General features: G+C 60.5%; 29 protein-coding genes. 19 read left to right on the top strand and 10 right to left on the bottom strand.

Annotated elements, in window-relative coordinates:
• The first annotated feature begins 1 nt into the window (after window position 1).
• Window positions 2-289 carry a DUF1467 family protein gene (locus N6L24_RS07705; protein WP_271844095.1) on the top strand — a complete coding sequence of 96 codons (288 nt, stop codon included), beginning with the start codon at window positions 2-4 and terminating at the stop codon, window positions 287-289.
• 17 nt (window positions 290-306) lie between these two features.
• Here the strand turns inward: N6L24_RS07705 and N6L24_RS07700 are convergent, their stop codons facing one another.
• The 4 genes from N6L24_RS07700 to N6L24_RS07685 form a co-directional block, all read right to left on the bottom strand.
• Window positions 307-1,014 carry an EI24 domain-containing protein gene (locus N6L24_RS07700; RefSeq protein ID WP_271844094.1) on the bottom strand — a complete coding sequence of 236 codons (708 nt, stop codon included), beginning with the start codon at window positions 1,012-1,014 and terminating at the stop codon, window positions 307-309.
• On the bottom strand, window positions 999-1,577 hold the full coding sequence (locus tag N6L24_RS07695; RefSeq protein WP_271844093.1) for a nitroreductase family protein: 579 nt from the start codon (window positions 1,575-1,577) through the stop codon (window positions 999-1,001). Before N6L24_RS07695 ends, N6L24_RS07700 begins: the two co-directional genes overlap by 16 nt.
• Before the next feature lie 57 nt (window positions 1,578-1,634).
• A complete protein-coding gene (locus N6L24_RS07690) occupies window positions 1,635-2,747 on the bottom strand; it encodes a class II histone deacetylase (RefSeq protein WP_271844092.1) in 1,113 nt (370 codons plus the stop codon).
• 115 nt (window positions 2,748-2,862) lie between these two features.
• Entirely contained in the window at window positions 2,863-3,105 is a 243-nt protein-coding gene (locus N6L24_RS07685; protein ID WP_271844091.1) for a hypothetical protein, read from the bottom strand.
• A 155-nt stretch (window positions 3,106-3,260) separates the two neighbouring features.
• Between N6L24_RS07685 and N6L24_RS07680 the strand changes: the two genes are divergently transcribed.
• From N6L24_RS07680 to N6L24_RS07650, 7 genes are all read left to right on the top strand, one after another.
• A complete protein-coding gene (locus N6L24_RS07680) occupies window positions 3,261-3,956 on the top strand; it encodes a M48 family metallopeptidase (RefSeq protein ID WP_271844090.1) in 696 nt (231 codons plus the stop codon).
• Window positions 3,957-4,040: 84 nt separating this feature from the next.
• Entirely contained in the window at window positions 4,041-4,757 is a 717-nt protein-coding gene (locus N6L24_RS07675; protein WP_334312317.1) for a M48 family metalloprotease, read from the top strand.
• Between the two features lie 14 nt (window positions 4,758-4,771).
• Window positions 4,772-5,140 carry a YigZ family protein gene (locus N6L24_RS07670; protein ID WP_271844089.1) on the top strand — a complete coding sequence of 123 codons (369 nt, stop codon included), beginning with the start codon at window positions 4,772-4,774 and terminating at the stop codon, window positions 5,138-5,140.
• Between the two features lie 58 nt (window positions 5,141-5,198).
• On the top strand, window positions 5,199-5,444 hold the full coding sequence (locus N6L24_RS07665; protein WP_271844088.1) for a DUF6455 family protein: 246 nt from the start codon (window positions 5,199-5,201) through the stop codon (window positions 5,442-5,444).
• 71 nt (window positions 5,445-5,515) lie between these two features.
• The gene (locus N6L24_RS07660) at window positions 5,516-5,887 is read left to right on the top strand and encodes a hypothetical protein (RefSeq protein WP_271844087.1); all 372 of its coding nucleotides are present in this window, start codon (window positions 5,516-5,518) and stop codon (window positions 5,885-5,887) included.
• Window positions 5,888-5,949: 62 nt separating this feature from the next.
• Window positions 5,950-7,350, top strand: coding sequence for a 30S ribosomal protein S12 methylthiotransferase RimO (gene rimO, locus N6L24_RS07655; RefSeq protein ID WP_271844086.1), 1,401 nt, complete (start codon window positions 5,950-5,952; stop codon window positions 7,348-7,350).
• A gap of 284 nt (window positions 7,351-7,634) precedes the next feature.
• Entirely contained in the window at window positions 7,635-9,536 is a 1,902-nt protein-coding gene (locus N6L24_RS07650) for an AsmA family protein (protein ID WP_271844085.1), read from the top strand.
• 73 nt (window positions 9,537-9,609) lie between these two features.
• On the opposite strand, the gene N6L24_RS07645 is transcribed toward N6L24_RS07650, so the two are convergent.
• Window positions 9,610-10,191, bottom strand: coding sequence for a GcrA family cell cycle regulator (locus N6L24_RS07645; protein ID WP_271844084.1), 582 nt, complete (start codon window positions 10,189-10,191; stop codon window positions 9,610-9,612).
• Window positions 10,192-10,316: 125 nt separating this feature from the next.
• Between N6L24_RS07645 and N6L24_RS07640 the strand changes: the two genes are divergently transcribed.
• From N6L24_RS07640 to argF, 3 genes are all read left to right on the top strand, one after another.
• Window positions 10,317-11,117: an ABC transporter permease gene (locus tag N6L24_RS07640; RefSeq protein WP_271844083.1), complete on the top strand. Its 801-nt coding sequence runs from the start codon at window positions 10,317-10,319 to the stop codon at window positions 11,115-11,117.
• 257 nt (window positions 11,118-11,374) lie between these two features.
• Complete coding sequence (locus N6L24_RS07635) at window positions 11,375-12,553, top strand: aspartate aminotransferase family protein (protein WP_271844082.1); 1,179 nt, start codon at window positions 11,375-11,377, stop codon at window positions 12,551-12,553.
• 10 nt (window positions 12,554-12,563) lie between these two features.
• On the top strand, window positions 12,564-13,490 hold the full coding sequence (gene argF / locus N6L24_RS07630; RefSeq protein ID WP_271844081.1) for an ornithine carbamoyltransferase: 927 nt from the start codon (window positions 12,564-12,566) through the stop codon (window positions 13,488-13,490).
• A 52-nt stretch (window positions 13,491-13,542) separates the two neighbouring features.
• Here the strand turns inward: argF and hrpB are convergent, their stop codons facing one another.
• A complete protein-coding gene (hrpB, locus tag N6L24_RS07625) occupies window positions 13,543-15,978 on the bottom strand; it encodes an ATP-dependent helicase HrpB (RefSeq protein ID WP_271844080.1) in 2,436 nt (811 codons plus the stop codon).
• Between the two features lie 179 nt (window positions 15,979-16,157).
• Between hrpB and meaB the strand changes: the two genes are divergently transcribed.
• The 5 genes from meaB to N6L24_RS07600 all read left to right on the top strand — a co-directional run bounded on the left by meaB (window position 16,158) and on the right by N6L24_RS07600 (window position 19,231).
• A complete protein-coding gene (gene meaB, locus N6L24_RS07620; protein WP_271844079.1) occupies window positions 16,158-17,144 on the top strand; it encodes a methylmalonyl Co-A mutase-associated GTPase MeaB in 987 nt (328 codons plus the stop codon).
• 197 nt (window positions 17,145-17,341) lie between these two features.
• Window positions 17,342-17,632: a 50S ribosomal protein L28 gene (gene rpmB, locus N6L24_RS07615; protein ID WP_271844078.1), complete on the top strand. Its 291-nt coding sequence runs from the start codon at window positions 17,342-17,344 to the stop codon at window positions 17,630-17,632.
• A 104-nt stretch (window positions 17,633-17,736) separates the two neighbouring features.
• The gene (locus N6L24_RS07610) at window positions 17,737-18,084 is read left to right on the top strand and encodes a hypothetical protein (protein ID WP_271844077.1); all 348 of its coding nucleotides are present in this window, start codon (window positions 17,737-17,739) and stop codon (window positions 18,082-18,084) included.
• A gap of 40 nt (window positions 18,085-18,124) precedes the next feature.
• Window positions 18,125-18,649, top strand: a complete 525-nt coding sequence (locus N6L24_RS07605) for a copper chaperone PCu(A)C (RefSeq protein WP_271844076.1) — start codon at window positions 18,125-18,127, stop codon at window positions 18,647-18,649.
• Window positions 18,650-18,775: 126 nt separating this feature from the next.
• Window positions 18,776-19,231, top strand: a complete 456-nt coding sequence (locus tag N6L24_RS07600) for a low molecular weight protein-tyrosine-phosphatase (RefSeq protein ID WP_271844075.1) — start codon at window positions 18,776-18,778, stop codon at window positions 19,229-19,231.
• Between the two features lie 135 nt (window positions 19,232-19,366).
• On the opposite strand, the gene N6L24_RS07595 is transcribed toward N6L24_RS07600, so the two are convergent.
• Entirely contained in the window at window positions 19,367-20,332 is a 966-nt protein-coding gene (locus tag N6L24_RS07595; RefSeq protein WP_271844074.1) for a LysR family transcriptional regulator, read from the bottom strand.
• A gap of 92 nt (window positions 20,333-20,424) precedes the next feature.
• Between N6L24_RS07595 and hisD the strand changes: the two genes are divergently transcribed.
• Window positions 20,425-21,699, top strand: coding sequence for a histidinol dehydrogenase (hisD, locus tag N6L24_RS07590; protein ID WP_271844073.1), 1,275 nt, complete (start codon window positions 20,425-20,427; stop codon window positions 21,697-21,699).
• A gap of 6 nt (window positions 21,700-21,705) precedes the next feature.
• Here the strand turns inward: hisD and N6L24_RS07585 are convergent, their stop codons facing one another.
• On the bottom strand, window positions 21,706-22,026 hold the full coding sequence (locus N6L24_RS07585) for a hypothetical protein (RefSeq protein ID WP_271844072.1): 321 nt from the start codon (window positions 22,024-22,026) through the stop codon (window positions 21,706-21,708).
• 104 nt (window positions 22,027-22,130) lie between these two features.
• Window positions 22,131-22,790, bottom strand: coding sequence for a hypothetical protein (locus tag N6L24_RS07580; RefSeq protein ID WP_271844071.1), 660 nt, complete (start codon window positions 22,788-22,790; stop codon window positions 22,131-22,133).
• Window positions 22,791-22,933: 143 nt separating this feature from the next.
• Between N6L24_RS07580 and N6L24_RS07575 the strand changes: the two genes are divergently transcribed.
• Window positions 22,934-23,251 (top strand): antibiotic biosynthesis monooxygenase family protein, encoded by a 318-nt coding sequence (locus N6L24_RS07575; protein ID WP_271844070.1) that lies wholly within the window; start codon window positions 22,934-22,936, stop codon window positions 23,249-23,251.
• A gap of 8 nt (window positions 23,252-23,259) precedes the next feature.
• Window positions 23,260-23,667, top strand: coding sequence for a universal stress protein (locus N6L24_RS07570; RefSeq protein WP_271844069.1), 408 nt, complete (start codon window positions 23,260-23,262; stop codon window positions 23,665-23,667).
• Window positions 23,668-23,679: 12 nt separating this feature from the next.
• Here the strand turns inward: N6L24_RS07570 and uvrB are convergent, their stop codons facing one another.
• A complete protein-coding gene (gene uvrB / locus N6L24_RS07565) occupies window positions 23,680-25,863 on the bottom strand; it encodes an excinuclease ABC subunit UvrB (protein WP_271844068.1) in 2,184 nt (727 codons plus the stop codon).
• Window positions 25,864-25,897: the final 34 nt, after the last annotated feature.

The raw sequence follows: 25,897 nt of genomic DNA, 5'->3' as shown, positions 1-25,897 counted from the left end.
CATGTCCATAACCTCTGCCCTGGTTTTATATGCTGTGATTTGGTTCATGAGTTTTCTCATCGCCATTCCTATTCGCCTGAAAACGCAGGGTGATGTCGGCCAAATTGTGCCCGGCACCCATGCAGGCGCACCGGAGCATCACGCGCTGAAGAAAAAAGCCCTTTGGACCACGCTTGCTAGTGCGGTGATCTGGGCCATCCTCTTCTGGATTATCACCTCTGGCTTCATCGAAGTGCGCGATTTTGACTGGATGAACCGCCTCCCGCCCGTCGCGGACACAGCGCAATAAGGCCGGGCAGGGCGCGTTTAGCGCCCGTTGCCCTCCAGCATGTGGTAAATCTGCGTGAATGTCGCCGCGCCGAGGATCGGAATCATCAGGTTGATCAGCGGGATGGACAGCGGCATCGCCATCAGAACGCCCGCCGCCCACAAAGTCGGCATGTGACGTTTCCACAGCGCCTTTGCCTCTGTGCGGCCCACCCGGCGCATGGCCGCCAGGGTGAAATACTCGCGCCCCAGCAGAAAGCCGTTGAGCCCCCAGAAAATCAGCGGCGCAAAGGGCGGCAGCAGAACATAAAGTACCAGCGCCAAAAGGTTTGCCGCGATCAGCAGCCCCAGAAAGCTCAGCGTATCGCGCAACGCCTCTGCAAAGGGGACACGTGGGGCGTCGGGCAGATGCGGATAGTGTTTGTCTTCCACCGCCTGCGCCACCTCATCCAGAAACATTGAGGTGATGGCGCTGGCCACAGGCACCATCAGAAAGACAGATAGCACAACCACGAAAATCAACGACGTCACATTGATGAGGCCCCCGACCCAAGTGGCATCCCCGATCAGATTGGCCAGCAGCTCATGCGCGCCCAGCCATTGCAGCAGTGTCAGCAACGCCGCATAGGCCGCAATCAGCAGCGCAAGCGTGAGTCCGATGCCGAGCAAAAAGACCTTGCGAAAGCGCCGGTCGCCCATTTGCGACAGCGCCTTGGAAAACGCAGCAAAGATTATGCCGATTGCCATGTGACTTTCTCCGCAAGATTGGGACGCGGGCGCTCGGGCGGGGCCATGCGTTCGGTGCCGATATGGATAATGCCCGCAATTTTTTCATCCGCCGTAAGCTCCAGCCCCTCGGCACAGAATGTGCGGTCATGCGAGACCCAGCCACTCAGCCAATTGGCCCCCCAGCCTGCGGCCAGGGCTGCGTTCAACAGCGACAGGCAGACCGCGCCCGCCGAATAGCTTTGCTCAATCGCTGGGACTTTTTCTGATGGCACCGGGCTTTCTATCACCGCGACCGCAAGCGCGCCGGTGAGAAACGGCAGGGCAGCTTTTTCAGCCTGCGCCGCGTCCTGCCCGAGCGCGTCAGCGCGGGATAAGGCCAATGCGCCAAGGCGCTTCAGGGCCGGTTCCTCAAGCACGATCAACCGCCATGGCTCAAGCTTGCCGTGATCAGGGCTGCGCAGCCCAGCAGTCAGCAGCTCGGTCAGCGCGGCGCGATCTGGCACGGGGGTGGTCAGGGTCTTGGCGGGGCGGGAGCGGCGGCTCAGCAGGAAATCGAGCGCCGCCTGATTGCGTTCTGGCATAAAGTCCTCCGGGGTCTGTGACCCATGTCAGGTGAATTGCCCCGGATTTCAACTGCTTTAGGGTGCGTTTTTGAACATCGCCGCCATTTCATCAATCTGCGCGCTGACAAATTCTTGAAAGCGCAGATCTGGTTGCCGTATGTGCAGGGTTTCGGCCATCGGGTCGGGCGCAATAATGCTGCTGCCCGAAAGCTGCTCCATCACCGCGTGACCGCAAAATGGCACATAGGCTTCTGAATATCCGCCCTCGTGCACCAGCACGAGCCGACCATCACAAAGATCATCTGCCGCTTCCATCGTCAGCGCGGTCAGCTGCTTGAACGTCTCGGCCGTCGCCATCATGCGCGACAAAGGATCAAGTGCGGCCGCGTCAAATCCGCAGGCCACGATGATCATGTCCGGGCGGTAATCGTCGAGTGCGGGCAGAACGATTTTCTCCATCGCTTCCAGATAGCTGGCGTGGCCTGCACCCGGCGGCAGGGGGATGTTGATATTGCTGCCCAGCCCATCTTCTGACCCACGATCGGCGGCATCGCCCGTATCCAGCGGGTAGTTGTTGGCCTGATGCAGTGAAATGGTCAGCGTGTCTTCGCGGTCATAGTAAATCGCCTCTGTGCCGTTGCCATGATGCACATCCCAGTCCAGCACCGCCACACGCTCCACCAGCCCCTGATCGCGCGCGGCCTCAATTGCGATGGCGATATTGGCCAGCAGGCAAAAGCCGTTCGGCAAATCGGGCAGACAATGATGACCCGGTGGGCGCGATAGGGCGTAGGCGTTCTTGAGCCGCCCTTTGGCAACCTGAAACACCGCCGCTTTGGCCAGCCCGGCAGAGGTGGTTGCCGCCTCAAACCCGCCTGCGCCAAAAGGCGCGCGCAACCCCAACTCCCCGCCCGTTCCATCAGACAGCGCTTTGAATTCTGTCAAATAAGACGCCGGGTGGATGCGCAGCAGGTCGTCCATATCGGCCGGCTCGGCGCTTTGCATCGCCAGATCATGCGCCAGCCCGGTGATATCCAGAAGGTTGCGAAAGCGGCGTTTGCTCTCGGGGCTTTCCGGCAGCCCCCCGCTGACCATGGGCTGCACCAGCCCGCCCACCGGCAGGGTCAGCGCATAGTCGCCGCCATAGTGCCAAAAGCACCGCTCATCCCAGAAGAACCCTGTTTTCATGCACCGCTCCTGCCACATGTGCTGCATTGTTTCGCAAACTATCGGGGAGCAAGCGGCAAAAGTAAATTCTTGCTCGCAGCGCGGCGCAGGATGGCGGCCACATGGGCGGCGCGATTTACGCCGGCTTTTCCTTTTTCAGCATATAAACCCCCTCGGGCAGGTCCAAGGCCGCCGCCAGATCATCGGCCTGCGCTATCGACAGGGTGATCTTGGACATGGAATCCGTGCGCGGGTCATATTGTTCCACTGTGATACAATCCTCAAAAAGATTGATCACGACATCCTCTTGCAGATGGGCACCGCCATCATCCACAAGCGTTACGACTGTAGAGTCAAATTCGTGCTCGATACTGAACATGAAATCAGCCTAACGTCGGGAGGCAAAAGCGCAAGAGGGCGCGCGCGGTCACAGCGCCCCGGATCGGCGATATATTTCGCATTTGCGGCATCACAATGCGCTGGACTTTTCTCTCCTGCGCCACCAGCTAAAGTCATAGAAAAGAGGAGCGCCGCATGGGCCCGCTGCGCATGGTTGTCACAGCTTTGATCATAACGGCACTCGCTGGGTGTGACGTGACGCCTGTTGCCGCGCCTGCGCCTGCCAGTGCCCCGCCAAGCCGCAATGACATCAGCGCCATCGTTGCCCGGCTCGCGCCGGTGGTGCAGGACAGCTGCGAAACAGCCGCGATTGTCGATAACTGTCGTATCCGGCTCTATGTGGCCGAGACCCGCGATGGCGACGCCAACGCCTTTCAATCCTTTGATCGTTTCGGGCGCCCTTTTGTTCTGGTGACGCCGCAGCTGCTGGAAAAGGCCCAAAGCGCCGATGAAATCGCACTGGTGTTGGCGCATGAGGCCGCGCACCACATTCTGGGCCATCTGGCGCGCCAGAAAGAAGATGCACAGTTTGGGGCCACGCTTTTGGCTGAGGCCGCGGCAGAGCAGGGGGCCAGCCCGCGCGAGATCCGCGAAGCCCGCAAAATCGGGGCCTTTGTTGGCGCGCGATCCTTTTCGCAAGACTATGAGCTTGAGGCTGATGCACTTGGCGCTTTGATTGCCCGCGAAGCCGGGTTTGACCCCATCAGAGGTGTGGCATTTTTCCTGCGCATTCCCGACCCCGGCGAAGATGCGCTGAGCACCCATCCATCCAACGCGCAGCGCATGGCGGTGGTGCGGCAGGCGCTCCGGACTGGCCAAGGGCTGAATTGATGCTATCTCTTTTGACAATCGCCGCTGCTGCAGAGGGTGCAGCGCTGGCCAAAACCAGACCCTATTGACGATAAGAGTTTGCTTATGACCATGATATTCAGAACAACTGCAGCCTGTGCCGCGCTTCTGGCCTTGACCGCTTGCGTCGTGCCTGAGGGCACCGGCACCAGCACCGCTGCGCCAAGCGCGACCACAACAGTGGCCGGGACCAGCGGCACAGTGCAGCGTTTCAATCGGGTTGTGGCCCGCACAGAGCGGGTGGCCGAACAGGTCTGCCGCGACCGGGTGCGCTCTGGTACAAATTGCGATTTCCGCATTGTCTACGTCTCAGATCCGCGCCAACCTGCCAATGCCTACCAATCCGAGGACGCAAGCGGGCGGCCCGTGCTGACCTTCACAGCCGCATTGGTTGAAGACACGCGCAATGACGATGAACTTGCATTTGTGCTGGGCCATGAGGCTGCGCACCATATTCGCGGCCATCTGACACAAACCCGCCAGACCGCCACCATCGGGGCGCTGGCAGGGGGCACGCTGGCGGTTCTACTGGGCGGAGGCCAAAGCGCGGTAGATGCTGGCGTCAATCTGGGCGGCACCGTTGGGGCCCGCGCCTATTCCAAGGACCACGAGCTGGAGGCCGATGCGCTCGGCGCGCGTATTGCGCATAATGCCGGATATGACCCGGTCAAAGGGGCGGCCTTCTTCCAGCGTATCCCGGATCCGGGCGATCGGTTCCTTGGCAGCCATCCCCCCAATGCGCAACGCATTGAAACCGTGCGCCGCACGGCCGCAAGCTTCTGAGTCTGCTGAGATTCATGCATCAACTCTTGAATGTGGTGACGGACCGGGGCAGCAAATATGCTGTCTCGGGCCAGCCCGTGGCCAGCCGCGCCGAGATTGACGCGGCGCTCAAATCCCTCAAGCGGGACAAGAAATTTGCCAAAGCCACCCATAACACATGGGCGGTGGTCTTTGCCGATGGCACGCCATTGAAAGGCGATGATGGCGAAAGCGGCGCAGGTCTCGTGATTCTGCGCATGCTGGAACGGGCGGGCCTCACGGATCATTTGATCATCGTCACCCGCTGGTATGGGGGCAAACATCTGGGGGGCGATCGGTTTCGCCGTGTGCAGGACTGTGTGGCGGCCTATCTGGAGGACAGGGGCCTGCCGCTCTCCGGTTGACCTAGATCAATGTCCGGCCGGATCTTGCGTGACATGCTGCTCCTCATAGGAGGACGCCATGACAGATCGCGCAACCGTAAAGAAACACGCCTATCTCTTTGACACGATGGCCCAGAAACTGGGCCACGACATGCAGCAACATGCGCTGGATGGGGATATTGGCATGGATGAACTGGCCGATGCCGTCATCCGCTGCACCGGATGCAGCCACCCGGAAGATTGCGCCCAGCGTCTCGCGGCGGCAAAGCAGCTGACACAGACGCCAAATTACTGTCGCAACCAGCATCTGTTCAAAGACCTTTAAGCGCATAGAATGTCACAGGACATGACGCTGGGCCGCGCGCATGCTATCCTGATGCGTACGGAGGGGTCTTTATGCGTGTCATCCTGTTTTCTATCGGCGCTTTGGCCTTAGCGGCCTGCGCGACGCCGCGCCAGCAATGTGAAACTGCGGCCATGCGCAATGTCTTGGCGCTTGAAGAGGCCGTGGAAACGGCCATGGCGAACATCGAACGCGGCTACGCACTGGAGCAGGACGTCAGCCCGCGCTTTCGCTACGGGCTTTGCGCCGGAGACAATGGCTTGACCACCTGTATCCGCAACGAAGACACGATCCGCACCCGTCCCGTCGCCATTGATCTGGCCGCCGAGCGGCGCAAGCTCGCCTCGGCCCAAGCGCGCCTGACCGAAGAGCGCGCCCGAGCCAACGCCCAGCTCGCGCAATGCGCAGCGCAATATCCGGCGTGATCCGGCGCGCCTAGGCAAATCGCCCCATTTCCAAAGCCTATGACATGGGCTAAACCGCGCACATGTCGACGAACCCGCCAAACCTCCGCCCCGATCTTGCCAATGCGCAAGTGCGTTCTGATGATCCGCGTCCCGGCCAGCCGAATATCGGTATGGTCTCGCTTGGCTGTCCCAAGGCTTTGGTGGACAGCGAACGCATTTTGACCCGGCTGCGCGCCGAGGGCTATGGTATTTCACCCGAATATCAGGGCGCGGACGCGGTGATCGTGAACACCTGCGGTTTTCTGGATTCTGCCAAGGCGGAATCGCTGGATGCAATTGGCGAGGCCTTGAAGGAAAACGGCAAGGTGATTGTTACCGGCTGCCTGGGGGCAGAGCCCGACTATATCCGCGAACATCATCCCAACATTCTGGCCGTGACCGGCCCGCATCAATATGAACAGGTGCTGGACGCCGTGCATGCGGCGGTGCCGCCCGCGCCAAACCCCTATGTTGATCTGCTGCCCGCCTCTGGCGTCAAGCTGACGCCGCGGCATTTCAGCTATCTGAAAATTTCCGAAGGCTGCAACCACAAGTGCAAATTCTGCATCATCCCGGATATGCGCGGCAAGCTGGCCAGCCGTCCGGCACATGCGATCCTGCGCGAAGCGGAAAAACTGGCAGAAGCTGGCGTCAAAGAGCTGCTGGTGATCAGTCAGGACACCTCGGCCTATGGGCTCGATCGCAAATACTCCACCCATCCGTGGAAAGACCGTGAGGTGCGCAGCCACATCACTGATCTGGCGCGCGAATTGGGGCAGATTGACCCGGATCTTTGGGTGCGGCTGCATTACGTTTACCCATACCCGCATGTGCGTGATCTGATCCCGCTGATGGCCGATGGGTTGATCCTGCCCTATCTGGATATCCCATTTCAGCACAGCCACCCGGATGTTCTCAAACGCATGGCGCGCCCGGCGCATACGGCCAAAACGCTGGATGAGATCACCGCCTGGCGCGCGGCCTGCCCAGACATCACCCTGCGCTCGACCTTTATCGTGGGATACCCCGGCGAGACTGAGGCAGAGTTTCAGCATCTCTTGGATTGGATGGACGAAGCGCAGCTCGACCGGGTCGGGTGTTTTCAGTACGAAAACGTCGATGGCGCGCGCTCAAACGCGCTGCCTGATCATGTCGCGCCAGAGGTCAAGCAAGAGCGTTGGGAGCGCTTCATGGAAAAGGCGCAGGCCATTTCCGAGGCCAAGCTGGCAACCAAAGTCGGCAGCCGTCAGCAGGTGATTGTCGATGACATTGACGAAGACGGGATTGCCACCTGCCGCACCAAGGCCGACGCGCCTGAGATCGACGGCAACCTCTTTATTGATGAGGGCACCGAAGCGCTGAATGTCGGCGATCTGGTGGATGTGATTGTCGATGAGGCCGGTGAATATGACCTTTGGGGGCAATTGGCACCCCGGAACTGATCTGGCGGATCAATTCAGCAAATTGCGGGCAAAGCTCAAAGCATTGAGGGCAACGCCTAACCATGGGGGGGCGTAAAGCGCCCTCCCTTTTCCGTAGGTAAACTTACAATTTGACGGGAGGGTCGGGCGCTGCCCGGCTTTGCCGGACATGTGCATTCTCATCGCCAATGCACTGTTCATGTTCCACACTCTCCTGGAACCACAGCGGAATCCCCATCCGGCAGTTGAATTGTGCCCAATCTCCGCTTACCCATTAAGGAAAATAACCCCCGGAGGGTGAGCAGATGCGGCTTATTCGAATTCTTCTAACGGTATGCGTGGTGATTGTGCTGGGTCTGGTGGGGCTTGTGTTTGCCTTGCCCGGCGAGAAAATCGCCAAGATCGCCGCGGATCAGGTGCGCGCGCAGACAGGGCGCGACCTGCAGTTTGACGGTGATGTCTCATTCAGCTTTTTCCCAAATCTCGGCGTGGCCACCGGCCCCGTGACCCTTAGCAATGCGGACTGGTCCAGCAACGGGCCGATGTTTACCGCGCAGGCGGCGACGATTGGTGTTGATCTGATGGCGCTTGTTTCTGGCGCGGTTGAGGTGCGCGAGCTTACTCTGGAGGCCCCCACAATCCTGCTGGAACGCAACTCAGCCGGTCAGGCCAATTGGGATTTGCTACCCGCCGCCGCGCCAGAGGTGACATCTGACACCGCCGCGCAAGGGGTAGAGCGACGCTTTACCCTTGACCGCCTGAAGGTGACGGATGCCAACCTGCGCTATATTGATCCCGCGGGGGGCGGTCTGCAGGCCCAGAACCTGACCGCCGAACTGCTTTGGGGCGGCGGTGAGGCAGAGCTGACCCTGTCGATGACACCGGCAGAAGATGAGGTCTCGGTGACAGCGCGCATTTCCGACCTGGATGCGCTGGCAAACGGCGAGATCACGGCCTTGACCGCCCAGATTGCGGCTGCGGGCAACCGGGTTGAGCTGGATGGCCGCGCATCCGTCGCACCGGAATTTGCCGGCTCGCTGACGGCTGACATGCCAAATGCGGCACGGTTTATGGCGGCGCTGGGCCTGCCTGCCGGTGAGACACCGCCGCTTGTGTTTGGTGGCGATGTGACCTTTACAAAGCAGCAGCTGCTGAGCCTGCGCAACGGGGATGTGACGATGCTTGGCAACCGGCTGTCGGCGGAGGCGGATATTGACCTGACAGCCAAGCCGCAAGTGACGGCCAACATTCAGGCCGGCGCGCTGGACCTGTCGTCTTTCATGGGGGCAGACAGCAGTGGGGCAGAGGCCGCCGGCGGCCCAGGCGGCTGGCCCAAGGACAAGATTGACGCCTCGTTCCTGTCATTGTTTGACGGCACGATAGCGCTTGCCGCAGACTCGCTGGATACAGGGCGGCTGAAATTTGGCGTGTCGCGCTTGAAAATCGATGTCGACAACGCGCGCGCGGTCGCCACCCTGCAGAACCTTGCGGGCTATGAGGGGGGCGTGAGTGGGCAATTCGTCATGAACAACCGCAGCGGGCTGTCGGTGGGCGGGCAGTTGTCGCTGGCGGGATTGGCGCTGAACCCGCTGTTGACGGACCTCTTGGACATTGACCGATTTACGGGTCTTGCGGATGCGCAGATCGCCTTTCTTGGGTCCGGGGCGTCTATCGATGCCATCATCAAATCCCTGCGCGGCGACGGCAGTCTGAGCGTCGGGCAGGGTACGATTTCGGGCATTGATTTGGACAAGCTGTTCCGCGGCACCCCGGCAGGGGGCACAACCGTGTTTGACAGTATGCAGGCCAGTTGGACTATCTCTGAGGGATCTTTGCAGAACGAAGATCTTCTGATGGATCTGCCGCGGGTGCAGGCCAAAGGGCGCGGCCGCATTGGGCTGGGGGCGCAGGATATTGACTATACCTTCGCCCCGCAGATCAAAAACGCTTCGGACTCAGGGATTGCCGTGCCGGTGCGCATCCGCGGCCCCTGGGCAGAGCCAAAAATCTGGCCGGATCTGGATGCGGTGGTGAATCAGAATTTTTCTGAAGAGAAAAAGCAACTGCAAGAAAAGGCCAAGGCCAAAGTGGCTGAGAAATTGGGTGTGGTTCCGGTGGAAGGGGAAAGCCTGGAAAAGACCCTTGAGAAGAAGCTTGAAGAAGAAGTGGGCAAAGGCCTGCTGAAACTTCTGGGTGGCGGCAACTGACGCAGCTGCCGCAAGCGCAGGTAAAAGAAAACCCGGCCAATGGCCGGGTTTTTGCATTCAACTTAGCGCACGATCAGCGGCGGCGGTCGCGGCGCGAGGACATCGGTTGGAAGGCCACGCCGACATGCGCTTCGCAATATGGTTTGCCGGATTGGGTCGGCAGGCCGCAGAACCAGAAATGTTCGGTCGCCGGATCGCCGACAGGCCATTTGCAGGTCCGCTCGGTCAGTTCCATCAAAGTCAGCTTCTTGGCTTTCTTTTCAACCTCATTCACCTTGGCCAGCGCTTCCGGGCTGATCTCATTGGCAGAAGGTTGCGGCGGCAGCGGCTGCCCGGCCGGGATAATCGCCTTGCGCGCGGACACTGTACCTGGGGTGCGTGGTGGCACAGCAGGTTCAGTCTTCATCTCAGGCACCGGCTTGGCCTTTGGCTCAGCCTTGGGTTTTGGCGCTGGCTTTGGTTTGGGCTCTGCCTTAGCTTTGGTTTCGGTCTTGGCCCCACCAGAGGTCGCGCGGTTGGACAGGCCCAGGCGATGCACCTTGCCAATCACGGCATTGCGGGTCACGCCGCCGAGTTCCTTTGCGATCTGGCTGGCAGATTGGCCTTCGCCCCACATTTTCTTCAGCAGCTCAACGCGCTCGTCGGTCCAGGACATCAATATTTCCTTGGCAAAAGAAGCGGCCCGTGGGTCCGCTTCTGCATTTCTTGATCAGTCCCCTATTTTAAACACCCCAACGTGAGTTACAAGGCGCAGAATCACATCAGTGGGGGCCGTGCGCGATGAATTCTCGGGAATTGGGTGTCAGACGCTTTGGTTTGATCAACGGTTTGGGGCTTTTGACCCTGATTGAGCGCGAAGTCGGCCGGTTTATGGCGGTCTGGATGCAGACCCTGCTTGCCCCGCTGGTGACGGCAGGGCTGTTTCTGGCGATCTTCAATATCGCGATTGGGCCGACGCGGGGCGATGTGATGGGCATGCCATTCATCGAATTTCTCGCGCCGGGCATTCTGACGATGACCGTCATTCAGAACGCTTTTGCCAATACCTCCTCCTCGATGCTCGTGTCCAAGGTACAGGGCAATATCGTTGATACGTTGATGCCGCCGCTGTCGCCGATGGAAACCGTGGTGGGGTTTGTCATTGGGGGCGTCGCGCGCGGTGTTTTGGTCGCCGCAGGTATTGCCTTGGGGCTCTATGTGTTTTTGGGGATGGGCATGGCGCACCCGTTTCTGGTGTTGGCTTTTGTGGTGCTGGGCAGTGCGCTTTTGGGCGGCATCGGTCTGATTGCCGGGATATTTTCCAATAAATTTGATCAGATGGCGGCCATCACCAATTTCATTGTCACGCCGCTCGCCTTTCTGTCAGGGACGTTTTATTCGGTCACGGCCCTGCCGCCAATGTTGCAGAGCCTGTCCGCGCTCAACCCGTTTTTCTATCTGATTGATGGCGCGCGCTTTGGGTATCTGGGGCAATCAGATGGCAACCCGGCGCTGGGGCTCCTCGTCGTGACGGCCTGCGTTGCGCTGACCATGGGCATCGCCTGGGCCATGCTGCGCAGTGGCTATCGGTTGAAACCCTGAGTGTCAGCGCAGAAATCACTTTCTTTTCCGCGCGCAAGCCACTATGCCCTCGCTCATGAAATGCACATTGCACCTGAGCCGAGTCCGACGACTCCGACGCTGACGCGCTGCCTGCCCTTGCAGGCCGACACCTTTGTTGCGCCATAGCATAGCAAAATTTGCCAAAAATTGTGCGGCGCATCTGCATTTCGACTTTCCGTTATTGACACGTCTGCCCCCGTATTGCACGCCAAGGGCTTAACTATAAGGACCGGACTATGATTTCCTCAGTTCTCCCAACCTACAATCGCGCACCGCTTGCCTTTGAAAAGGGCGAAGGCAGCTGGATGATTGAGAAGGACGGCCGACGTTTTCTGGATCTGGGGGCCGGGATTGCGGTGAATGTGCTGGGTCATGCCCACCCTGCGCTGGTCACTGCGCTGACAGATCAGGCGCAAAACCTTTGGCATGTCTCAAACCTCTATGAAATTCCGCAGCAGCAAAAGTTGGCAGACAAACTGGTCAGCGAAACCTTTGCCGACACGGTGTTTTTCACCAACTCCGGGACAGAATGCTGTGAGTTGGCCGTGAAAATGGCGCGGAAATACTGGTTTGAAAAAGGCGAGCCTGCCAAAACCGAGATCATCGGATTTGAAGGCGCGTTTCATGGCCGTTCCACCGCGGGCATCGCGGCGGCAGGCAATGAAAAAATGACCCACGGGTTTGGTCCGCTGATGCCGGGATTCAAACATGTGCCGTGGGGCGATTTGGCTGCGCTACAAGCGGCCATCACCGAGACCACTGGCGCTGTTATTCTTGAGCCGGTGCAGGGCGAAGGCGGCATTCGCCCGATGGCTGATGCCGATCTGAAGGCGGTGCGCGAGATTTGCGATGCCGCCGGTATTCTCTTGATCTTGGATGAGGTCCAATGTGGTGTGGGACGCACCGGCAAGCTTTTCGCGCATGAGTGGGCCGGGATCCGCCCGGATATCATGATGGTTGCCAAGGGCATTGGCGGCGGCTTCCCTCTGGGCGCTGTGCTGGCCACGGAAGAGGCGGCCAGCGGCATGACCGCCGGGACCCACGGCTCGACCTATGGCGGCAACCCCTTGGCCTGCGCCGTGGGCGGCGCTGTGCTGGACATTGTTGCTGCGCCCGAGTTTCTGGCCGAGGTGAACCGCAAGGCGGGGCTCTTGCGGCAAAAACTTGAGGGTCTGGTTGCCGGATATCCTGACGTGTTTGAAAGCGTGCGTGGCACCGGCCTGATGCTGGGGCTGAAATGCACTGCCGCCAATACCGACGTTTTGCAGGCCGCCTATGATCAGCTTCTGATCACCGTGCCAGCGGCAGACAATGTGATCCGCCTCTTGCCCCCGCTCAACATCAGTGACGATGATATCAACGAAGCCATCGCGCGGCTCAGCGCTGCGGCTGACGCAGTGCAAAGCCAGACATAAGGACGGCGCAATGACCCATTTTCTCGACATTCACAAAACCGATCCGGCAGAGCTGCGCAACATCATCGACACCGCCAAATCGATGAAGGCCGCGCGTGCGGGCAAACTGCGCGGTGCGCTGGATGACGATCAGCCGCTGAAAAACCACATGGTGGCGCTGATCTTTGAAAAACCCTCGACCCGCACGCGGGTGTCCTTTGATGTCGGCGTCCGTCAAATGGGCGGGCAGACCATGGTGCTGTCAGGTAAAGAGATGCAGCTGGGCCATGGCGAAACCATCGCGGATACGGCGCGGGTGCTTAGCCGCTATGTCGATCTGATCATGATCCGCACCTTCGAGGAACAGACGCTGCTAGAACTGGCCGAATACGCCGATGTGCCGGTGATCAACGGGCTGACCGACCGCACGCACCCCTGCCAGATCATGGCCGATATCCAAACCTTTGAAGAGCACCGTGGCCCGATCGCGGGCAAAAAAGTTGTCTGGTCCGGCGATGGCAATAACGTTTTTGCCAGCTTTGCCCATGCGGCGGGGCAGTTCGGCTTTGACTTGACGTTCACCGGCCCGGCGCAGCTGGACCCGGAACAAGAATTCGTTGATCTGGCGCGCAGCAAAGGCAGCAATGTGCTGATCGAGCGGGACCCGGTCAAAGCGGTGCAGGGGGCAGATTTGGTGGTGACGGACACTTGGGTGTCGATGCATGATCCGCAATCCGCGCGCGAACGCCGGCACAATCAGCTGCGCCCTTATCAGGTGAATGATGACTTGATGGCCCATGCCAAACCGGATGCGCTGTTTATGCATTGCCTGCCCGCGCACCGCGACGAAGAGGCCACCAGCGCTGTGATGGATGGCAAGCATTCGGTGATTTTTGACGAGGCCGAAAACCGCCTGCACGCCCAGAAAGCGGTCATGCGCTGGTGCTTGGGCGTTTAAGCGCGCTGACGCAGTTTTGACGAAAGGGGGCGCGCCTCGACGGGCGCGGCCTTCATGATCTGCGTTTGGTCCTGAGCGTCGGGTCGGCCTCGGTCGGGTCTTCGGGCCAGGGGTGTTTGGGGTAGCGACCACGCATGTCCTTGCGCACATCTGCATAGCTGCTGGCCCAAAAGCCGGGAATGTCCATGGTGGTCTGCACCGGGCGCTGCGCAGGCGAGAGAAGCGTGACCTTAAGGGGCGTCTTGCCAATCATTGGGTGGGTTTTCTGACCGAACATTTCCTGCAGACGCAGGGTGATTTCCGGGGCTTCGCCGGCGTAATCCACCGGGATCTGCCGGCCCAGGGGCGTCGTGAAATGCGCCGGGGCAATCTTGTCCAGCAGCTGCGTTTGCGGCCAGTCCAGCATGGCGCGCAAGGCATCATGGATATCAAATTTGCGCCAGGCCTCTGCGGTTTTGACGCCAGCAAGATGCGGCAAAAGCCAGCTTTCCAGCGTCTCCATAAGGGCAGCATCCGACATATCTGGCAGATCATGTCCGGCGTCGCGCGCGAGCGCCACGCGAGCGCGCAGCCGGTTGGCGGCGGCGCTTGGCAACAGGCCAATCTCGCGCACGCCATCGAGCATGGCTGTGGCGATGGCCTCATGCGGGGCGTCTTTCCAGATGCGATCTTCCAGCACCAGCGCTCCAAACACCTCCTGACGGCGGGTCAAAACGCGCCCCTCGCGTTTGGACCAGTGACAATTCTGCTGCCAGTGGATCTGATCGGCGAACAGCCCACGCAATTCCGCATCACTGAGCGCTATGGCCTGACGCACGCGCGCCTCGCGCGGGTTGCCATCCAGATCGGTGGCCACGATGAGGCGACTGCTGCCCAAAGGGTCGCCCTCGGGCAACACAGCCCCCTTGCCACCGGACAGAACAAAGCGCGGCGCATCGCCTTTGCGGTGCAGGCCAATCCGGTCCGGGTAGGCCAGTGCCGCCATTTCCGCGAGGCTCAGGGCGGGCCGGTCTGGCACCATCCGCGCGAGGCGCTTGGCCTCTTCGCGCAAAGTGGCCAGCGCGCCGCGATTGGGCGCATAGGGGCGGCTCTCGGCAAAGCGTTTGGGGTCGCGCAGCGCCTCAATCCGCAAGGTGAGATCAAGAGGCGCGCTGCGCGGCAGCGGGTCGCGTCCCGCCAGCAGCGCCGCCAGCGGCGCGCCGGCCTTGCCTGCGAGGGTCAGCATATGCGCCAGCCGCGGGTGCAGCGGATGGCGGGCAATTGCGCGCCCATGGGCGGTGATGATGCCGCTGTCATCCAGCGCCCCCAACATGCCGAGCAAGGCGCGCGCCTCGGCCCATGTGCCGGACGGCGGCGGCGTGAGCAACGGCAGATCCTGCGCCTGTGCGCCCCAGAGCGCCAGTTCTAGCGCGAGCCCGGCGAGGTCGGCGGCTTCGATCTCGGCAGGCGGAAAGGCGGCAAGTGCGCCTTCTTCGCCGCGTGTCCAGAGCCGATAGCAGACGCCAGGGGCCACGCGCCCGGCGCGCCCTTGCCGTTGGGTGGCTTCGGCACGCGTTACTTTTTCGGTCACAAGCCGCGACATGCCAGAGCCGGGATCAAACCGCGCCCGCCGCGCGCGCCCGGCATCAACCACGACCCGCACGTCCTGAATGGTCAGCGAGGTTTCGGCAATCGAGGTTGCGAGCACCAGTTTGCGCCCGGATTGCGCGGGCTGGATCGCCGCGCGCTGCGCCTTGAAATCCATGGCCCCATATAGGGTGTGGAGTGTCACATCGGCCGGCAGGGTCACTTGCGCAGCGGTGCGGCGAATTTCGCCTTCGCCGGGCAGGAACACCAATATGCCGCCTTCGGTTTCGCCGATGGCTTGCTCAATCAGCGCGGCGCAGGCGGTTTCAAGTCGCTGGTCTTTCGGCGTGGGCTTATCGAGCCACTTCACCTCAACCGGATAGCTACGCCCCTCTGAGGTGACAACCGGCACATCGCCCATCAGCGCGGCCACTGGCGCGGCATCCAAGGTGGCGGACATGGCCACCAAGATCAGATCATCACGCAGGGCATCGGCAATCTCAAGGCACAGCGCAAGGCCGAGATCTGCATTGAGCGAGCGTTCGTGGAATTCGTCAAACAGCACCGCGCCAATGCCGGTCAGTTCGGGGTCGGACTGGATCATGCGGGTCAAGATGCCCTCGGTCACGACCTCAATACGGGTGGCCGCGCTGGTCTTGCTGTCGCCCCGAATGCGGTAGCCAACGCTCTGGCCCACCGTTTCGCCCAAAGTGCTGGCCATACGCTCTGCCGCAGCGCGCGCGGCAAGGCGGCGTGGCTCCAGCATGAGAATCTTGCCGGTGGTCACGCCTGCCTCAAGCATTGCGAGCGGCACGACGGTGGTCTTGCCCGCGCCTGGTGGCGCTTGCAGAACGGCGCGGCCGTGGCTTTGCAGCGCGGCAATAAATTCGGGGAGGGCGGAGTGGATTGGCAGGGCGCTCATAGGCGGTTTATCGGCCATGCAGGGGGGCGGGACAAGCGCCATTCGACGGCAGGCAACCGCGCGTCACGACAGGTATATGCCCGCGCAGAGCCAGCGGTTGCTCTGGACAAACCGGGGCAACGCGGGGCAAGAAACGAAACACGTTGGGGCCATTGCGGCCAAATGCCGGAAGGAACGCTATGGATATCGCCGCACTGCGTGAAAAACTGATCGGGCAGGACCGCCGCGCGCTGGCGCGGGCAATCACGCTGGTGGAAAGCGGGCGCGCCGATCACCGCGCCATGGCCACCGAGCTGCTGGACAGTCTGTCGGGTCAGCCCCACAAAGCTTTGCGCATTGGCCTCTCGGGCACGCCGGGGGTCGGTAAATCGACCTTTATCGAAAGCTTTGGCATGTTCCTGATCGGGCAGGGCAAACGGGTTGCTGTTCTGGCGGTTGACCCCTCCTCAGCGCGCTCCGGCGGTTCGATCCTAGGGGATAAAACCCGGATGGAGCGACTGACACGCGAAAGGGCGGCGTTTATTCGCCCTTCCCCCAGCCAATCGCATTTGGGCGGCGTGGCACGGCGCACCCGCGAGGCAGTCGCGCTTTGCGAGGCGGCTGGATTTGACATTGTTCTGATTGAAACCGTGGGGGTTGGCCAATCGGAAACCGTGGTGTCGCAAATGTCTGATCTGTTTCTGTTGTTGCTGGCCCCGGCGGGTGGGGACGAATTGCAGGGCGTCAAGCGCGGCATCATGGAAATGGCGGATATGATTCTGGTCAACAAGGCCGATGGTGACCTGAAGGCGACCGCCACCCGAACCTGCGCCGATTACGCCGGGGCGCTGCGCTTGCTCCGAAAACGGCCGCAGGACCCGCAAGGCTTTCCAAAGGCCATGACCGTTTCCGCGCTGGAGCATGAGGGGCTGCAAGCTGCTTGGGAGGATATGCAGGCTTTGAAGTCCTGGCGGCAAGAAAATGGCCATTGGAACAGTCGCCGCGCCGCGCAGGCCCAATTCTGGTTTGAAGAGGAGCTGCGCCAGGGGCTGCTGGCGCAGCTTGATGCCGCCCCGATCAAGGCCCAGATTGCCAGTCTGGCGGATAAAGTGGCTGCCGGGCAGCTCTCGCCCAGTTCGGCGGCGCAGGACATCTTGTCTGCGCTCAAGCTCTCCGCGCGGGGGTGACGCCGGGGCAAATTGCCACGCGGCGGCGGAATTGCTGTCTTTGTCTGCAGAAAGTCATTTCCTTTGGGTGAATCACTTGACGCCCGCCGAATTCAGGCCTAAAGACGCCCAACGAAATTCTGGGTGTTGCCCTTGGCAGCGCCCGTTTGCTTTAGCGGGGCCGTTATCCCCGATGACCGTAAAACGAGGATGATCCTATGTCGCGCCGTTGCGAATTGACCGGAAAAGGCCCGATGACTGGCAACAATGTCAGCCACGCCAACAACAAAACCAAGCGTCGTTTCCTGCCGAACCTGAACGATGTGACACTGCAATCCGAAACTCTGGGTCGCGGTGTAAAGCTGCGCATTTCGGCATCTGCTCTGCGTTCCGTTGACCACCGCGGTGGCCTGGACGCATTCCTGGCAAAAGCCAAGGATGTTGAGCTTTCTGCCAACGCGCTGAAAGTCAAAAAAGAGATCGCAAAAGCTCAGGCAGCACAAGCCTAAGCTTTTTGGTCTACTGGACAGTGAATGCGCCTCGGTCTGATACCCAGACCGGGGCGTTTTTTTGTCGCCTTTCCAAATCAGGCCGCCCGGGGTATGGCACCTGCATGACCATGTTGCGCCGATATATTGCCTATGGCCTGGTGGCGGTGCTGCTCTTGACCGGGCAGGGCATGGCTGTGGCGCGCGGCATGCCGACGGCTGTCGGGTATATGGAGCTTTGCACCGGCACGGGCCCGGATATGGTGCCGGTTGACGCCAATGGCCAGCCAACAGGCGCGCCGCATATCTGCCCGGAATTTTCGTTGATGCTGATGCAGGGCGTGATTGCGGATGTCGATCTGCCCAGCTGGCAGGCCCCGGCTGCACCGTTTCGCCCCGCTCTGTTCACCCAAGCGCCTGCAGAGCGCGTTGCTTTCGCAGCCTCAGCGCGCGGACCTCCAGTGTTGTCCTGACCAGATCAAGACAACGTTCAAACATATACTGGAGCTAACGATGACCATTAAATCCATAACTCTGGCCAGCAGCCTGATTGCTGCGCTGGCCGCCCCTGCCTTGGCTGAGGGCGAAATCATGATCAAAGACGCCTATCTGCGCGTCGCCACCAAAGCCGCAAAATCCGGCGCTGCCTTTATGGAGCTGCACAATATGGGCACCGACAGGGATCAGCTACTGTCGGTGCATTCAGATATCGCTGCGCGCACAGAACTGCATACCCATGAGGACATGGGCGATGGGGTGATGAAGATGCGACACGTGGAAGAAGGCTTTGCCATTCCGGCGGGAGCAAGCCACGACCTGGCGCGGGGCGGAGACCACGTGATGTTCATGGGGCTGACCCGATCGCTGACCGAAGGGGACACCGTGCCGCTGGTGCTGGTCTTTGAACACGCCGGTGAAATCACCATTGAGGTGCCGGTGGACAACAGCCGTGCCGCAGGGGCCATGACGCAAGGCGGCCACGATCATTCCGGCGGCCAAGGGGACGCCGCGGCAACTGGCAAACACAAGCATCATTAAACAACCTCTAACGGGGCAGGTTCAAAGGCTGGACCTGCCCCCGGAGCTTGCGTTGCAAGAGCCGCACCGTTGCGTTTGGCGACCCGGCACCGCTACACATGAGGCATCTAACCAAAGGAGCACGTCGTGAAGGTTCTGTTTGTTTGCCTTGGAAATATCTGTCGCAGCCCCGCCGCCGAGGGCGTGTTTCGCATGATGTCGGGCGCGACGGTTGACAGCGCGGGCACCGCAGGCTGGCATGTTGGTAAACCGCCTTATGGACCAATGCAGGCCGCGGCGGCCCAGCGGGGGATTGCGCTGGGCGATTTGCGCGCGCGGCAATTTGGGCGCGGTGATTTTGAAGCCTTTGATCTGATCATCGCCATGGACGCCAACAACCTTGAAGATATCGAGGCGCAGCGCCCGCGGGGCAATGAAACATCCGTGCGCCTTTTTACCGATTACGCGCCTGATTTGGGGGCATCCGAAGTCCCTGATCCCTATTATACGCGCGACTTTGATGGGGCGCTTGATCTGATCGACGCCTGCGCCAAGGGCCTGACTGAGGCGCTAAACGCGCAGTCGCGGGACAAGCTAGATTAAGATTTTCCAAAACTCCCGACTGAACTTTCGGAATGGCAGTGCTACACACTTGCCCAAAGCCTCGGCCTCTGGCGCTATGGCTCGGGTCAATCGAAAGTGTTCACCGTGCCGGATCTATGCCTTTACATTCAGGGGTCATCCCGTCAGCACCGTCAATTCCCCTTCAAGGAATGGATGGCCGCGCAGCGCAGGTGTGATGATGTTGTCCTGCACCAGATGGCGCACGGTTTGCGCCACGTCGCGCGGGACTTGATCAGTCCAGTCCATGCTGGCGTAAAGCGATATCTGCCGCGAAAAATGTGCAAATGGCAGCGGGTGGGCCGCCACCTGATCGTGAAAGCGGGTTGCGCGCATAAAGCCAAGGGGCGTGGTGATCGCCCAGCCGATGCCGCGCGCCACGCAGGCCATCAGGGCCAGGTGGCTGCCGATCTCAAACCGCTCCGGAATGTCGAGTTTCATCCGCGACAGATGCGCTTCGATCTGGCGCGAAATCAATTGACTGCGTTCGTACCGCAGAAACGGCAGCGTGCGCATCGCCTCGCGCAGATCCCCGCCGCGCGGTGTATGCTCACTTGGGGTGACGAGGATGAAGGGGTCGCGCACCAAAGGATGCTCCACCACGCCATCCAGCACTTCGCCGCTGCTGGCCGAAATGCCCAAGTGCAGGCGTTTGGCCTTCATGTCGGCGGTGATATCGATACTGCTTGCCGTGATCATCTTGAACCGGCAGTTTTGCATGTTTTCCGCCAGGGTGGTGACAAGGCGCGGCGTCAGGTCATTGTCAAAATCGTCAATGATCCCAATCGACAGATTGCTGAGGTGCCCCAGATCCATCACCGTGAGTTCAGATTGCGCCAGACGCAATTCGGACAGCACAGAGGTGGTGCGCGCCAGAAAGCTGCGTCCGGCCGCTGTCAGCTGCATCGGACGTTTGCCGTGATCGATCAAGTCCACGCCAAGCGCGGTTTCAAGGTTGCGCAACTGCTGGCTGACCGCCGGTTGGCTCAGCCCTGTTGCTGTCGCGGTCAGCGCCACGGAACCGCTGGATGCCAGCGCCTCAAACACTTCAAGCCCGCGCAGGGTCACGCCTTTGCTCAACATGGCACTGTCCATCCTAGATTTGCCTTTTGTGAATATAGCCATTCTTTGCGCCAACCGGAACCTCAAGTGATTCAAAACAGCGGAGGGTCCCGATGACACGTGAGTATCTGAAAAAATCCGTAGGGCTGCCGCCCCTGGAGAAACAAGAAACCGGCAAGATTGTCAGCGCGATGCTGGCGCGTATCACGGCAGAAGGCGAAGAGGCGGTCCGCGCTTTCTCGCGTGAGCTGGACGGGTGGCAGGGGGACATCATCGTCGGTCCGGATGCGCTGGCGGCAGCGGCCGCGCGGCTGCCGCCCGAGGTGAAGGATGACATCCGCTATGCCCATGGCAATATCCGCGCCTTTGCCGAGGCGCAGCGCGGCTCGGTTCAGGAATTTGAATGCGAGCTGCGCCCGGGGCTTTTTACCGGGCAGCGGGTGATCCCCATGAAGGCAGCAGGCTGTTATGTCCCGGGGGGGCGGTATTCTCATGTGGCCAGCGCGCTGATGTCGATCACCACGGCCAAGGTCGCAGGTGTCAGCGATATCACCGCCTGTTCGCCGCCCCGCCCCGGGCAGGGCATACCGGACGCGATCTTGTTCGCCATGCACTTGGCAGGCGCTGATCGGGTTTGGGCGCTGGGCGGGGTGCAGGCCGTAGCCGCCATGTCAGGGGGGCTATTTGGGGCGATGCCGGCGGATATTCTGGTGGGGCCGGGCAATCAATTTGTGGCCGAAGCCAAGCGGCAGCTCTTTGGGCCGGTCGGTATCGACATGTTTGCCGGGCCGACGGACAGCCTGATCTTGGCCGATGACACAGCGGATGCGGAAATGGTGGCGCTGGATCTGATTGGGCAGGCGGAACATGGGCACAATTCGCCCGTTTGGCTGGCGACCACGCACCGGCCGCTGGCCGAAGAGGTGCTGCGCCTGATCCCGGGGTTCATTGCCAGCCTGCCAGAGCCGAACAAATCCGCAGCCCATCAGGCCTGGTCGGCGCTGGGCGAGGTCATAATCTGTTCTGATCGTGAAGATATGGCGCAAGTGGCGGATGAATATGCGCCAGAGCATCTGCATGTGCAGGCCGCAGACTTGCCTTGGTGGCTGGCACGCCTGCAGGCCTATGGGTCGTTATTCTTGGGGCAGGAAACCACCGTGCCATTCGGCGACAAAGCCAGCGGTCCCAACCATGTGCTGCCGACCAGCCGCGCGGCGCGCTATACCGGGGGGCTGTCGGTGCACAAGTTTCTGAAAACCGTCACATGGCAGCGGGTCGAGACCGAAGCGCTGCCGGATTTGGCGCGCGTCTCGGCGGCCATCTCGCGGCTGGAGGGCATGGAAGGCCACGCCCGCAGCGCCGAGATCCGTTTGGCAAAATGCCTGTGAGGGCGATCAGCTACGCTGCGTGCAGGCGGCGGCCACGGTCTGCCCGTACCCCTTGTAGCGCAACCAGAACTTCTCATGGGTGCGGCGATCAGATTGACGAATTTCCTGCGCCTTGTGCGGGTCTTTGAAAAAGCTTGCCGCAATGCGTTGATCAGAGCGCGACAATTCGCTGTTCGCGACGCTTTGCAAGCAATTGCACAGCCGCCGGGATACGGCTTTGCGATCTGATTTGATGCAGGCGGTAGAAATAGGGCCTGCCTGGGTGATCTCTGCCTGTAACGGGACCAGCGCAACCGCCAGTGCCATACTCAGAATGAGTGGTTTCATCTCGAGCCTCTTATGCATGTCCGCGCTTTGCGCGTGTGTTTATACGCGCAATTATGCCAGAGATTCGCGATTTTTCAAAGTGGGGTTCAAACGGCTGGCTGGCCTTAGAATTCCTGCCAAACGCCGACTTTTAGGCCGATATCCGCTGGCGCGCGACTTTCGGTGTAAAGACCGACCAGCAGATGGGTCTCTGCGCTGAGCGGGATCGCAATGCTTGGCGCAAGACGACCCTGCCAATCGCGGCCATCGAGTTTGTCGGCCGTGGCTTGCAGGATGTATTTCCAGCCGCCCGTGCCATTTAGCCCCAGCGTCGCTTCGACCTTGCTGGTGCTGCCGACGTCTTGAAAATCATGATAGCCCATCAGGCTGACCCAACCGCTGCGCGCCCCAAACGAAATGCCGCTGCCGATCGCCGCCCCCGCGCGCACAAAGGCACGGGCCTGCCCGGACACATCGCGTTGCCCAATGCCCAGTTCATAGGAGGCACGGGGCCCGCCCTCGGTGGCGAAGAGACTGCGTTTTAGGCTGACGACGGCATCGATGTTGTCGCTGCGGTCAATCCCGGCGTGGAATATCAGGGTGGTGTCGCGCGACAGCCCATATTCGAAAAAGACGCTTGAATAGCGGTCCTGCAAGGTGCCGCTTTCGCTATAGCGGCTGGTGTCCTCAAGGGACAGAAAGCTGCTGCCCTCATCGCGCAGCCAGGGGTTCGCTGCAATCGGGGTGGCAAGACAGGTTGCAATAATAAGGCTGAGCCAACGCATAAATCGTCCAATAAGCTATTAAAATATATCGATACTCCCGGAATACGGGAATTCTGGTTGCGGGCAAAGTCCGTTTCGGAGAAATTTCGATAGCGCTTGCCCGTGCAACAGCGTTAAGCTGAGGAAAAGTCAGGGAGGAACATATGCCAACCATTCGAAAAGGCGAATTGCGTCAGACGGTTATCACCACATTTGAGGTCACGCCTGGAACCTGTCAGGACCTGGTGGATGCGCTGACGGAGGCCTATGATTTGTTCATCTCCAACCAGCCGGGGTTCATTGCGGCTGGCATCCATGTGAATGACGCCCAGACACGTATCGCCAATTATTCGCAATGGGCCAAACGGGAAGATTTCCAAGCCATGCTGCGCACCCCTGAAATGCGCGAACGGAATCGGCGGTTCAATGAGATGTGCAAGACCTTTGAACCGGTGATGTATGACGTCGCCGCGACCTTCTAGCCACGCCCATGTATGATCGCATTCTGATCCCGCTCTCGTTTGACGAGGATAAGAACACGGATGATGTTCTGCGGGCCGCCGCGGCCTTGGCGCATGCTGAGACGGTTGTGACCTTGCTGCATGTGATGGCACCCATCCCCAAATATGCCAGCAGTTACCTGCCCGCGGGCTACCGACATGATGCCCAGGACACGATTGAGGCCGCGATGACCGATATGGCGCGCGGTCTGCCGAACGCCAAGGGGATCGTGCTGGAGGGGCAGCCGGGGCGCAGCATTCTGAATTGGGCCAAAGAGCACAATGTGGATTGCATCGTCATGGCGTCACACCGGGCGGGCCCGCAAGAAGAGCTGCTGGGCTCCACCGCGGCGCAGGTGCTGCGTCACGGGCGCTGCGCCGTGCATCTGGTGCGCTGATCGCTTTCCGATCTAACTGCGGCGGCGGCGTACGTTGCCGCCACGCTGCCCTGGCCGACCGGCTGTGGAGCGGCCCTTGGGTTTCGTGGCGCTGTCCACGGCCATATCGACCGCCGATTGCCGCGCCAGTGGATCATCGGCGACAACAAGATCCACCGCTTCCAGTCGCTTGACCTCATCGCGCAGACGGGCGGCTTCTTCAAACTCAAGGTTCTCAGCGGCTTTGCGCATGTCTTCACGCAGCCCGTTCAGGTGCGCCTCAAGGTTGGCACCGTGCATGGGTTTGTCGATTGTGGCGGTGACGCGCGACATATCAGTGTCGCCTTGATACAGACCAGAAAGCACATCTTCGACGTTCTTTTTGACAGTCGCGGGGGTGATGCCATGCGCTTCGTTGTAAGCAATCTGCTTGGTGCGCCGGCGGTCGGTCTCTCTCAGCGCGCGCTCCATGCTGCCGGTCATGCGGTCGGCATACATGATCACGCGCCCCTCGGCGTTGCGCGCGGCGCGGCCAATGGTTTGCACAAGTGAGGTTTCGGACCGCAAGAAGCCTTCTTTGTCCGCGTCCAAAATAGCCACCAGACCACATTCCGGGATGTCGAGCCCTTCGCGCAAAAGGTTGATGCCGATCAGCACATCAAACGCCCCTAGGCGCAGATCGCGCAGGATTTCGATCCGTTCGAGCGTGTCGATATCGCTGTGCATATAGCGCACTTTGATGCCCTGTTCGTGCAGATATTCGGTCAGATCCTCGGCCATACGCTTGGTGAGTGTTGTCACCAAGGTGCGGAAGCCATTGGCGCTGACCTTGCGGATTTCATCCAGCAGGTCATCGACCTGCATCTCGACCGGACGGATTTCGACCTCAGGGTCCAAAAGGCCGGTGGGGCGAATGACCTGTTCGGTGAACACGCCGCCAGATTGCTCAAGCTCCCAAGCGGCGGGGGTGGCCGACACAAAGATCGACTGCGGGCGCATGGCGTCCCATTCCTCAAACTTCAGCGGGCGGTTGTCCATGCAGGAGGGCAGGCGGAAGCCATGTTCCGCTAGGGTGAATTTGCGTCGGTGGTCGCCTTTGTACATCGCGCCGATTTGGGGCACGGACACATGGCTTTCATCTGCAAAGACAATCGCATTGTCGGGGATGAATTCAAACAGGGTGGGGGGCGGCTCCCCCGGGGCACGGCCCGTCAGATACCGCGAATAGTTTTCGATACCGTTGCAAAAACCTTGCGCTTCCAGCATCTCAAGATCGAAATTTGTCCGCTGCTCCAGTCGTTGCGCTTCCAGCAGTTTGCCGTCTGAGACCAGTTGATCCAGCCGCATGCGCAGCTCGTTCTTGATGTTGACAATGGCCTGCTGCAGCGTTGGTTTCGGCGTGACGTAGTGGGAATTAGCATAGACGCGGATCTTGTCGAATGTCCCGGTGCGCTCCCCCGTCAGCGGATCAAATTCGGTGATGCTTTCCAGCTCTTCGCCAAAGAATGACAGCCGCCAGGCACGATCCTCAAGGTGGGCCGGGAAAATTTCGAGGCTGTCGCCACGCACCCGGAAAGAGCCGCGTTGAAATGCCTGATCATTGCGCCGGTATTGCTGCGCCACAAGGTCGGCCATGACGGTGCGCTGGTCATACTCTTTGCCCGCTTCCAGATCCTGCGTCATGGCCGAATATGTCTCGACAGAGCCGATGCCATAGATGCAGGACACAGAGGCCACGATGATCACATCATCCCGCTCCAGCAGGGAGCGGGTGGCCGCATGGCGCATGCGGTCGATCTGTTCGTTGATCTGGCTTTCTTTCTCAATATAGGTGTCGCTGCGCGGCACGTAGGCTTCGGGCTGGTAATAGTCATAGAAGGACACGAAATATTCGACCGAGTTTTCGGGAAAGAAGCCTTTGAATTCGCCGTAAAGCTGCGCCGCGAGGGTTTTGTTGGGCGCGAGGATGATCGCGGGGCGCTGGGTCTCTTCGATCACCTTGGCCATGGTAAAGGTCTTGCCGGTACCCGTCGCCCCAAGCAGCACCTGATCGCGTTCGCCGTCCTTGATGCCGCCACTCAGCTCAGCAATTGCGGTGGGCTGATCGCCTGCGGGGGTAAACTCGGTATTCATGACAAACCGCTTGCCGCCTTCCAGCTTTTCGCGGGCGGGGATTGGTTTGGCTGGAATCTGAATATCGGTGCTGGGTTGAGACATGCGGTTTCCTTTGCTGCCCCATAATTTGATCTGT

The sequence above is a fragment of the Cognatishimia sp. SS12 genome, from assembly GCF_028369055.1.
GTDB lineage: Bacteria > Pseudomonadota > Alphaproteobacteria > Rhodobacterales > Rhodobacteraceae > Cognatishimia.
This window is presented reverse-complemented; position numbering and strand designations above follow the sequence as displayed.

Excerpts from the sequence above, each read along its gene's own strand:
- N6L24_RS07585 (WP_271844072.1), bottom strand. The coding sequence starts at position 22,026 with ATGAAACCACTCATTCTGAGTATGGCACTGGCGGTTGCGCTGGTCCCG.
- N6L24_RS07650 (WP_271844085.1), top strand. The coding sequence starts at position 7,635 with ATGCGGCTTATTCGAATTCTTCTAACGGTATGCGTGGTGATTGTGCTG.
- N6L24_RS07575 (WP_271844070.1), top strand. The coding sequence starts at position 22,934 with ATGCCAACCATTCGAAAAGGCGAATTGCGTCAGACGGTTATCACCACA.
- N6L24_RS07695 (WP_271844093.1), bottom strand. The coding sequence starts at position 1,577 with ATGCCAGAACGCAATCAGGCGGCGCTCGATTTCCTGCTGAGCCGCCGC.
- hisD (WP_271844073.1), top strand. The coding sequence starts at position 20,425 with ATGACACGTGAGTATCTGAAAAAATCCGTAGGGCTGCCGCCCCTGGAG.
- argF (WP_271844081.1), top strand. The coding sequence starts at position 12,564 with ATGACCCATTTTCTCGACATTCACAAAACCGATCCGGCAGAGCTGCGC.
- N6L24_RS07635 (WP_271844082.1), top strand. The coding sequence starts at position 11,375 with ATGATTTCCTCAGTTCTCCCAACCTACAATCGCGCACCGCTTGCCTTT.
- N6L24_RS07580 (WP_271844071.1), bottom strand. The coding sequence starts at position 22,790 with ATGCGTTGGCTCAGCCTTATTATTGCAACCTGTCTTGCCACCCCGATT.
- N6L24_RS07665 (WP_271844088.1), top strand. The coding sequence starts at position 5,199 with ATGACAGATCGCGCAACCGTAAAGAAACACGCCTATCTCTTTGACACG.
- N6L24_RS07570 (WP_271844069.1), top strand. The coding sequence starts at position 23,260 with ATGTATGATCGCATTCTGATCCCGCTCTCGTTTGACGAGGATAAGAAC.
- rimO (WP_271844086.1), top strand. The coding sequence starts at position 5,950 with ATGTCGACGAACCCGCCAAACCTCCGCCCCGATCTTGCCAATGCGCAA.
- uvrB (WP_271844068.1), bottom strand. The coding sequence starts at position 25,863 with ATGTCTCAACCCAGCACCGATATTCAGATTCCAGCCAAACCAATCCCC.
- N6L24_RS07595 (WP_271844074.1), bottom strand. The coding sequence starts at position 20,332 with ATGTTGAGCAAAGGCGTGACCCTGCGCGGGCTTGAAGTGTTTGAGGCG.
- N6L24_RS07690 (WP_271844092.1), bottom strand. The coding sequence starts at position 2,747 with ATGAAAACAGGGTTCTTCTGGGATGAGCGGTGCTTTTGGCACTATGGC.
- rpmB (WP_271844078.1), top strand. The coding sequence starts at position 17,342 with ATGTCGCGCCGTTGCGAATTGACCGGAAAAGGCCCGATGACTGGCAAC.
- hrpB (WP_271844080.1), bottom strand. The coding sequence starts at position 15,978 with ATGAGCGCCCTGCCAATCCACTCCGCCCTCCCCGAATTTATTGCCGCG.
- N6L24_RS07675 (WP_334312317.1), top strand. The coding sequence starts at position 4,041 with ATGACCATGATATTCAGAACAACTGCAGCCTGTGCCGCGCTTCTGGCC.
- N6L24_RS07680 (WP_271844090.1), top strand. The coding sequence starts at position 3,261 with ATGGGCCCGCTGCGCATGGTTGTCACAGCTTTGATCATAACGGCACTC.
- N6L24_RS07670 (WP_271844089.1), top strand. The coding sequence starts at position 4,772 with ATGCATCAACTCTTGAATGTGGTGACGGACCGGGGCAGCAAATATGCT.
- N6L24_RS07700 (WP_271844094.1), bottom strand. The coding sequence starts at position 1,014 with ATGGCAATCGGCATAATCTTTGCTGCGTTTTCCAAGGCGCTGTCGCAA.
- N6L24_RS07685 (WP_271844091.1), bottom strand. The coding sequence starts at position 3,105 with ATGTTCAGTATCGAGCACGAATTTGACTCTACAGTCGTAACGCTTGTG.
- N6L24_RS07705 (WP_271844095.1), top strand. The coding sequence starts at position 2 with ATGTCCATAACCTCTGCCCTGGTTTTATATGCTGTGATTTGGTTCATG.
- N6L24_RS07610 (WP_271844077.1), top strand. The coding sequence starts at position 17,737 with ATGACCATGTTGCGCCGATATATTGCCTATGGCCTGGTGGCGGTGCTG.
- meaB (WP_271844079.1), top strand. The coding sequence starts at position 16,158 with ATGGATATCGCCGCACTGCGTGAAAAACTGATCGGGCAGGACCGCCGC.
- N6L24_RS07645 (WP_271844084.1), bottom strand. The coding sequence starts at position 10,191 with ATGTCCTGGACCGACGAGCGCGTTGAGCTGCTGAAGAAAATGTGGGGC.
- N6L24_RS07605 (WP_271844076.1), top strand. The coding sequence starts at position 18,125 with ATGACCATTAAATCCATAACTCTGGCCAGCAGCCTGATTGCTGCGCTG.
- N6L24_RS07660 (WP_271844087.1), top strand. The coding sequence starts at position 5,516 with ATGCGTGTCATCCTGTTTTCTATCGGCGCTTTGGCCTTAGCGGCCTGC.
- N6L24_RS07640 (WP_271844083.1), top strand. The coding sequence starts at position 10,317 with ATGAATTCTCGGGAATTGGGTGTCAGACGCTTTGGTTTGATCAACGGT.